This window comes from Allofournierella sp. CML151 (assembly GCF_027853465.1).
Taxonomy (GTDB): Bacteria; Bacillota; Clostridia; order Oscillospirales; family Ruminococcaceae; genus Allofournierella.
In genome coordinates, this window is the sequence record NZ_JAPNNW010000045.1 from 1 (window position 1) to 1,263 (window position 1,263).

General features: G+C 65.5%; 2 protein-coding genes. Both read left to right on the top strand.

Translation table 11 applies throughout. The annotated features are described in order from the left end of the window. Window positions 1–426 (top strand): hypothetical protein (locus tag PH256_RS15165; protein ID WP_270914825.1); only part of this gene is annotated, 426 nt, incomplete at its 5' end. After that, the coding region (locus PH256_RS15170) for a hypothetical protein (protein ID WP_270914826.1) at window positions 413–1,263 on the top strand (851 nt) is incomplete at its 3' end. The genes PH256_RS15165 and PH256_RS15170, both read left to right, overlap by 14 nt.

The window sequence follows — 1,263 nt, forward strand, 5'->3', positions numbered from 1 at the left end:
CCCGCCACCGGCAAGGCCACCGGCACCCTGGTGGGCGGCGACACCACCGCCGGTCTGGAGGAGCTGAACAGCCAGCTGGAGGAATACCCGCTGGTGGCCACTCTGGACCCGGGCCAGACCGCGGACGTGGTGCTGAGCATCACCCCGGACGCCACCGCCACCAATGTGAGCTACATGGGCGCGGAAGGCATGATTGAGTTCCGCTTCCAGGCGGCGGATGTGCCCGACGTGAAGACCGTTGTGACCACCGAGACGGTGCAGGGAGAACCCAACGTGGTGACCCAGGTTCGCACCATCGTGGTGTCGGCCAAGACCGGCGATTTCAACACCATTGCGGTATGCGCGGTGGTGGTACTGGCGGCAGTGGTGCTGCTGGTGCTGACCAAGAAGAAAAAGAAGGAGGAAGCAAGCGATGCGCAAGACTAATAAGCTGTTGGCCGGGCTGCTGAGCCTGTGCCTGGCGGTAAGCGTCAGTGCAATGCCCGCCCTGGCGGCGGAAGATGATGCTTCCTCCACCGAAGCCACCACCTATGTGGTGACCTTCCGTCCCGGTGAGCACGGTACGTTCACCGATTCCTTCATCGCCGGGTTGGAAAAATACGGCGAGGTGAAAACCAGCGAGGCCACCGGCGCGGTGGCTGTGCGGCTGAACGAGGGCGCGGCTCTGCCCAACGCTCCTCAGCTGACCGATATCGTGATGAACGAGGACGCCTCCCGCTACTTTGTAACCGATGCCGCCCAGGGCTACACCGGCGGCACTGCCAGCGGCGATGTGAACGCGGTGGCTCAGTACACCCTGCGTGCCAGCACCGAGGATGCGGTGTTCACCGTGCAGTATCTGGACCGTGAGACCGGCGCCGAGGTGGCTCCCACCCTGCAGGGCTCCGCACCTGTGGGTCAGAACCTGACCTTCTACGCGCTGAACAACATCGAGAACTACACCGCCGAGGTGGCCAGCCAGCAGCTGACCGTATCCGCCAACGCGGACGAGAACGTGGTGACCTTCTACTACACCGCGGGCGTAAACAACGTGACCGAGACCGTGACCACTCCGGGCGGCACCGTCATCCAGTATGAGGACCAGACCGTTGTGGGCGGCGCAGCTGTAGCAGGCGGCGGCGCGGGCGGTGCCGGTGGAGCCGGTGGCGCTGGTGGCGCCGGCGGTGACGCAGGTGCAGGCGGCGATACCGTGACCATCCCCGAGGAGGACACCCCCCAGGCGGGCGGCGATAACACCCCCGGCGGTGAGGACGTGGAGATCCC